Here is a 6,982-nt window from a genome sequence, read left to right as displayed (position 1 = left end):
CTTCCGCCTGCTCGGGGGCAGCTCGCTCAGGCGGCCTTGATGCTGTCCAGGATGTCCAGCTTGGCGGCCCGCCGGGACGGCCAGAACGCGGCCACCAGTCCGACCAGGGCGGACAGCGCCAGGAAGACCAGCAGCTGGCCCCAGGGCAGCACCGTGGTCAGGTTGGCGACCGAGTCCTTCAGCGAGCCGTTGACCGCCCAGGCCAGGAAGCAGCCGAGGACCAGGCCGAGCACCGCGCCGAACAGCGAGATCACCACCGACTCCAGCCGGACCATCCGCTTGACCGCCCGTCGGTCCAGACCGATCGCCCGCAGCATGCCGATCTCCCGCTTCCGCTCGAAGACCGACATCGCCATGGTGTTGATCACCCCGAGCACGGCGACCACGATCGACATCGCCAGCAGGCCGTAGAGCATGTTCAGCGCGAACGTGATCACCGAGCTGACCTTGTTCTTCAGGTCCTGCTTGGTCTGCACGTCGATCAGCGGGTTGTCGCCGCCGGCGGCCACCAGGGCCTGGCGCAGCGACTGGCTCTCCCCGCCATTGCCCTTGACCAGCACCACGTTGGTGTCGGACGACACGTGGTGCGCGGCCAGCACGGCGTTGTCCAGCAGCATCGGCTTGAGCAGGGCGTTGTCGGTGAAGATCCCGCCGACGGTCAGCGAGACGGTGCCGTCCGGGAGGGCGGCGGGCACGGTGCTGCCGACGCTGAGCTTCATCTTCTTGGCGGTGTCGGCCGTGACCAGCAGCTTGCCCTGGCCGAGCGCGTCGGCCGAGCCGCTGGTGACGCCGAGGTTCATCACCTGGGTCGCCTGCGCCGCGTTGAGGCCGGCGACGGCGCGCGTGTCGCCGCCGATCTGGAGGTAGCTCTCGGTCAGCGGGGAGGCCGCGGCCACGCCCGGAGCCTGGGCGACCCTGGCGGCGATGTCGGGGGAGATGCTCAGTCCGTTGGACAGCCCCACCGCGTAGTCGGCCCGCATGCCGTCGGCGACCTCGCGGTCCAGCATGCCGTTGAACGAGGCGCCCAGCACGGTGAGCGCGGAGACCAGGGTCAGACCGATGGTCAGCGCCGAGGCGGTGGCCGCGGTGCGGCGCGGGTTGCGCACCGCGTTCTGCCGGGCCAGCTTGCCGGAGACCCCGAACACCCGGGCCAGCAGCGGGCCGATCAGGGCGATCAGCGGCCGGGAGAGCAGCGGGGTCAGGATGAAGATCCCGATCAGCGCGGCGGCGGCGCCGCCGGCCAGTGCCCAGTTGCCGCCGGTGCCCCGGGACGCGCCGATGACCAGTGCCAGGCCGGCGGCGGTGATCACCGCGCCGATGCTGTTGCGGACCACCAGGCTCTTCTGGGTGGCCGGCTGGTCGGCGCTGCTCATCGCGGCCACCGGGGCGATCCGGGCGGCGCGGCGGGCCGGCAGCAGGGCGGAGAGCACCGTCACCACGGTGCCGGTGAGCAGCGCCGCGACCACGGTGGTCGGACTGATGACCAGCGGCCCGGTGGGGGTGTCGCCGTTGCCGATCGAGCTGATCAGCGACTGCAGGCCCGCGCCGATCCCGATGCCGACCAGCAGACCGGCGACGGAGGCGAGGGTGCCGATCAGCAGCGCCTCGGCCAGCACCGAGCGGGTGACCTGCTTGCGGCCGGCCCCGATGGCGCGCAGCAGTGCGAGCTCCCGGGTGCGCTGGGCGACCAGCATGGTGAAGGTGTTGGCGATGATGAAGACGCCGACGAAGAGCGAGATCCCGGCGAAGGCCAGCAGCATGGTGCGCATGCTCTTGGTGCCGTCCTGGATCGTCTGCTGCTGGTCGGCCAGCAGTTGGTCCGCGGTGTGGATGGTGATGGTGCCGGCGTCGGGCAGCGCCTGCTGGGCTTCGCTCTGCAGGGTGGCCTGGCTGGTGCCGGCCGCGGCGACCAGCTCGACGGCGTTGAACTGGTCGGGCCGCAGCAGCAGTCGCTGCGCGGTGGCGGTGTCGAACAGCGTCAGCGGGTTGCCGGAGTTCACCCCCGGGTCGTCGGTGGTGAAGACGCCGGTGAGCTTGGCCGTCATGGCCGGGCCGTTGATCGCCACCCGCACGGTGTCGCCGACGTGGTAGCCGGCCTTGTCGGCGCTGGCCCGGTCGAGCGCTATCTCGCCGCTGCGCTGCGGGCCCTGACCCTGGACCATCTGGTAGCGCGGGTCCTGGCCGCCGGCGCCGGGCGCGAAGTTGCCGCCCATCGAGTCCTGGCCCTTGCCGATGCTCTTGCCGCTCTTGTCGGCCACCGCGGTGAAGCCGTTCACCACGCCGCGGGCCTGGGCCACCCCGGGCAGGGCGGCGAGCTTGCCCACGGTGGCCGCGGTCAGGTGCGGGTCGTCGGTGCGGGAGGTGTCCTCGGACAGGCCGGCCGGGACGGCGCCGGCGTCGTCGACCCGGACCGAGAGGTGGTTGAAGCCCTTGCTGTAGCTGTTCTTCAGCGCGGAGCCGAAGGTGTCGGAGAAGACCAGGGTGCCGGCCACGAACGCGGTGCCGAGCAGCACGGCGAGGACCGTCATCAGCAGCCGGCCCTTGTGGGCCAGCACGTTGCGCAGTGCGGTGCGGTACATCAGCTGGTCCGCCCCTTCGCGTCGAAGCGGCGCATCCGGCCGAGCACCGCGTCGGCGGTGGGGGCGGTCAGCTCGTCGACGATCCGGCCGTCGGCCAGGAACACCACCCGGTCCGCGTAGCTCGCGGCCACCGGATCGTGGGTCACCATGACGACGGTCTGGCCGAGTTCGCGCACCGAATTGCGCAGGAAGGTGAGGATCTCGGCGCCGGAGCGGGAGTCCAGGTTGCCGGTCGGCTCATCGGCGAAGATGATCTCGGGGCGGCCGGCCAGGGCCCGGGCGCAGGCCACCCGCTGCTGCTGGCCGCCGGAGAGCTGGCTCGGGCGGTGGCCGAGGCGCCCGGACAGGCCCACGGTGTCCACCACCGAGTCCAGCCAGGCCCTGTCGACCTTGCGGCCGGCGATGTCCATCGGCAGCGTGATGTTCTCCAGGGCGGTCAGCGTCGGCAGCAGGTTGAACGCCTGGAAGATGAAGCCGATCTTGTCCCGGCGCAGCTGGGTGAGCTGCTTGTCCTTCAGCCCGACCAGCTCGGTGTCGCCGATGGTGGTGGAGCCCGAGGAGACCTCGTCCAGGCCCGCCATGCAGTGCATCAGGGTCGACTTGCCGGAACCCGAGGGGCCCATGATGGCGGTGAACTCACCCTGCTGGAACTCGACGCTGACGTCGTCCAGGGCGACCACCCTGGTCTCGCCGGCACCGTAGACCTTGTTGAGTCCTACTGCCTTGGCGGCCGCGCGGCCGGTTCGGACGGCCGCGGTCGTCGTGGTCATGAGCCTGCTCCTGGATCGGGGGGCAGCGCACCGGTCTGGCAGCGCACCGCGGGATGACTACTCCATGCTCACCCGGGGCCGGGGCCCGCGGCGTCGGCCCGGGGAACGGTTGGTCACCGACCGGCGGTCTGACCCCGGCGGTCCCGTCTCCTCCTGCGGTATGACGGCGACCCTGATGGCCGGATCCCGATGCTTCCTGGCCGAATGGCGGACAGTTCGTCAGATCGCAAGGAAACATGACAACTTCCTCGGTAAGGAACATGCGCGAGGGCGATCAGGACGGCTAGGCTCGGGGGTGCCCGGAGAACGGGCGAAGCGGTCCAGCCCGGATGGTGGAACGCAGACACGGGCAGCTTAAAACTGCTTGGCCGCGAGGCCGTGCCGGTTCGAGTCCGGCTCCGGGCACCTGTGCACAGCGCCGCTTACGGGTGGGGGGTAGGGCCGGTTCGGGGTTATCCCTGAGCCGGCGCCACCGGCGGATAGGCTCAGGACCATGGTGCCCGATACCTCCGAACTGCTGGACGCCGTCGACCACCTCGCCGACCGGTTCCGCGCCATGCCGCAGAGCCGGCTGCTCGGCGCGGTGCCCGGCCACCCCTCCCGGGCCGCGGCGGGGCTGGCACTGGCCCGGGAGTTGGCGGCCCGCACCCAGCGGCTGGCCGAGGGGCCGGGCGCGCTGCCGCGGGAGCTGCCGGACGCCGGCGCGTTCGCCGTCGGCGACCAGATCGCGGTGACCGGGCACGACCTGGTGGCCGCCCTCGGGGACGGCGCCCCGGAGAACGACGAAGCCGCGGCCGCGCTCCTTGCGGACGCGGTCGCGGCGGTCGACGCGGTGGCGAAGCTCTGCGGCTGAGCCGCTGCCGGTGAGGGCGCGTCAGACGCTGGCCACCACCCGGTCGGCCAGCACGTAGACGGCCTCCTCGTCGGTCGAGAAGGTCAGCGAGTAGGAGCCGGAGAAGCGGGAGCCGCCGAGCAGCCGGACGTCCTCGCCGCCCCGCACCGCGTCGATCAGCCGGTAGGCCGCCTCGCGGTCACCGGGGGCCACGCAGAGCGTGGTGCCGTCGGCGAAGGCGTAGACGTCCAGGGTGCCCAGCGGGCCGGGGCGCACGTCGGTCAGGGCCACCCGCTCGGCGGCCAGCGCGGCCAGCCGGGTGTCGGTCCACTCGCGGGACGGGGTGGGTCCGGGCACGAAGTCCGGGTGCGACGGATGGCGGCGCGGGTCGGGGACCGGCGCGGCCTGGGCCGGCTCCGGGTCGAGCAGGCCGGCCTCCAGGCCGGTGGCCAGCAGGTCGGCCTCCCGGCGGGCGCGCTGGTCGTGGTCGTTCTGGATGGGGGCGCCGGGCATGCTCGGGTGGCTGACCGCACCGGGCAGCCCGCCGTTGTCACTGATCATGCCCTCCAGGGCGGAGCGCAGCGCCTCGCCGAAGGCCGGGTCGATGGTGCCGGCGCTGTCCACCGCCTCCTGCGGGCCGGTCGGGCGGGGGAAGAAAACCGGCCAGTTCCCCGCGTCGAGGCCCGCCGGCTCGTCCAGCCGGCCGCCCGACTCCCCGGTCGGGAACGGGGCGTCCAGCAGCGGGTCGTCCTCGGCCGCGCGGGCCTCCTGCTCGGCCCAGAACGCCCGGGCCTCGCTGATCTCCCGCTCCCGGTCGGCGGCCAGCGCCTCGGAGACGGCCCGGCGTATCGCCGCCTCGTCCAGTGCGTCGTTCCGCTCCGCCCCGGCGTGCCGGGCCAGTTGGCGGGAGAGGCCGCGTACATGGACCAGAACGGCTGACGACACGGCGATCAGGATCAGCAGCAGCGAGATGTACACGGCGCTCACGGAACGTACTCCTCGGGCGGAGTGGAACTTGGGAACGTCTCCACCCTGCCCCATGAACGGCTGGTGCTGCAGGGGAAGATGTCCGAAGTGTCCGTGATATTGGTCATTGTCCAGAAAGTCGCCAGGTGCGCCGGTGTACGCTGTGCGGTCGCCCGACTTCGGAGGGTCTAAATCGATGCCCTGGGAGACGAGTTGAGGGCCGGATCGGGTGTCCCGAAGTGATCCGGCCCTCAATCACGGTGGGTTATGCCAACCGGGTGCACGGCCCGCCCCGACCCACTGCGCGTGCGTCAGCTGAGGCGCTGCGTCTCAGCTCAGTCGCTCGATCGTCATGGCCGCTTGGTGAGCTGCTCCTCCGCTGCGGGCGGGTGCCGCTTCGTTCCTCAGCGACCCCCACCCTTCGCTGCGTCTCAGCTCAGTCGCTCGGTCCCCACGGCCGCTTGGTGAGCTGCTCCTCCGCTGCGTCTCAGCTCAGTCGCTCGATCGTCATGGCCGCTTGGTGAGCTGCTCCTCCGCTGCGGGCGGGTGCCGCTTCGTTCCTCAGCGACCCCCACCCTTCGCTGCGTCTCAGCTCAGTCGCTCGATCACCATCGCCATGCCCTGTCCGCCACCGACGCACATGGTCTCCAGGCCGAACTGCTTGTCGTGCCACTGCAGGGAGTTGATCAGCGTCGTGGTGATCCGGGCGCCGGTCATGCCGAACGGGTGGCCGACGGCGATCGCGCCGCCGTTGACGTTCAGCTTGTCGAGGTCGACGCCCAAGTCCCGGTAGGACGGGATGACCTGCGCCGCGAACGCCTCGTTGATCTCCACCAGGTCGATGTCGTCGATGGTCAGGCCGGCCCGCTTCAGTGCCTGCCGGGAGGCCTCGACCGGGCCGTAGCCCATGATCTCCGGGGAGAGCGCCGAGAGGCCGGTGGAGACCACTCGGGCCAGCGGCGTGATCCCCAGCTCGCGGGCCTTGGTGTCGGACATGATCACCAGCGCGGCCGCCCCGTCGTTCAGTGGGCAGCAGTTGCCGGCGGTGACCGTGCCGTCCGGACGGAAGACCGGCTTGAGGCCCTGCACACCCTCCAGGGTGACCCCGGCGCGCGGGCCGTCGTCCTTGCTGACCACGGTGCCGTCCGGCAGCGTCACCGGGACGATCTCGCGCTCCCAGAAGCCGGCCTCGATGGCGGCCTCGGCCAGGTTCTGCGAGCGGACGCCGAACTCGTCCTGCTCGGCCCGGGTGACGCCCTTGAGCGCGGCCAGGTTCTCGGCGGTCTGGCCCATCGCGATGTAGGCGTCGGGCAGCAGCCCGTCCTCGCGCGGGTCGTGCCAGCCCGCGTCACCGGTGCCCTCCTCGGCGCGCTTGGCGGTGCGGGCCACCGCCTCGGCGAAGAGCGGGTTCTGGGTGTCCGGCAGCCCGTCCGAGGTGCCCTTGACGCTGCGCGAGACGGTCTCCACGCCGGCCGAGACGAAGACGTCGCCCTCGCCCGCCTTGATCGCGTGCAGTGCCATCCGGGTGGTCTGCAGCGAGGAGGAGCAGTAGCGGGTGAGGGTGGTGCCGGGCAGGTGGTCCATGCCCATCTGCACCGCGACGATCCGGGCCAGGTTGTAGCCCTGCTCGCCGCCCGGCAGGCCGCAGCCCAGCATCAGGTCGTCGATCTCGCGCGGGTCCAGCTGCGGCACCTTGGCGAGAGCGGCCTGCACCATGGCGGCGGTCAGGTCGTCCGGGCGCATGTCCTTCAGCGAGCCCTTGAAGGCGCGGCCGATCGGCGACCGGGCTGCGCTGACGATGACGGCTTCGGGCATGGCGGGCTCCTCAAGGCGTG

General features: G+C 71.8%; 5 protein-coding genes and 1 tRNA gene. 2 read left to right on the top strand and 4 right to left on the bottom strand.

Going from position 1 to position 6,982, the window contains the following annotated elements; genetic code table 11:
* Positions 1-26: 26 nt before the first annotated feature.
* Positions 27-2,579, bottom strand: coding sequence for an ABC transporter permease (locus LN042_RS27910; RefSeq protein WP_230054162.1), 2,553 nt, complete (start codon positions 2,577-2,579; stop codon positions 27-29).
* Positions 2,579-3,349, bottom strand: a complete 771-nt coding sequence (locus LN042_RS27905; protein WP_230054161.1) for an ABC transporter ATP-binding protein — start codon at positions 3,347-3,349, stop codon at positions 2,579-2,581. Before LN042_RS27905 ends, LN042_RS27910 begins: the two co-directional genes overlap by 1 nt.
* 323 nt (positions 3,350-3,672) lie before the next feature.
* Here LN042_RS27905 and LN042_RS27900 point away from each other — a divergent pair.
* Together LN042_RS27900 and LN042_RS27895 are read left to right on the top strand one after the other, a co-directional pair.
* Positions 3,673-3,754, top strand: a tRNA-Leu gene (locus tag LN042_RS27900).
* A gap of 88 nt (positions 3,755-3,842) precedes the next feature.
* On the top strand, positions 3,843-4,202 hold the full coding sequence (locus LN042_RS27895) for a hypothetical protein (RefSeq protein WP_230054160.1): 360 nt from the start codon (positions 3,843-3,845) through the stop codon (positions 4,200-4,202).
* 21 nt (positions 4,203-4,223) lie between these two features.
* Here the strand turns inward: LN042_RS27895 and LN042_RS27890 are convergent, their stop codons facing one another.
* Positions 4,224-5,168 (bottom strand): hypothetical protein, encoded by a 945-nt coding sequence (locus tag LN042_RS27890; RefSeq protein WP_308191876.1) that lies wholly within the window; start codon positions 5,166-5,168, stop codon positions 4,224-4,226.
* 567 nt (positions 5,169-5,735) lie between these two features.
* Complete coding sequence (locus LN042_RS27885; RefSeq protein WP_230054159.1) at positions 5,736-6,962, bottom strand: acetyl-CoA C-acetyltransferase; 1,227 nt, start codon at positions 6,960-6,962, stop codon at positions 5,736-5,738.
* Between the last annotated feature and the right edge of the window lie 20 nt (positions 6,963-6,982).

The sequence above is a fragment of the Kitasatospora humi genome (assembly GCF_020907985.1).
GTDB lineage: Bacteria > Actinomycetota > Actinomycetes > Streptomycetales > Streptomycetaceae > Kitasatospora > Kitasatospora humi.
Note: the sequence above shows the minus strand (reverse complement) of the source record. Positions and strands in the feature narration are given on the sequence as shown.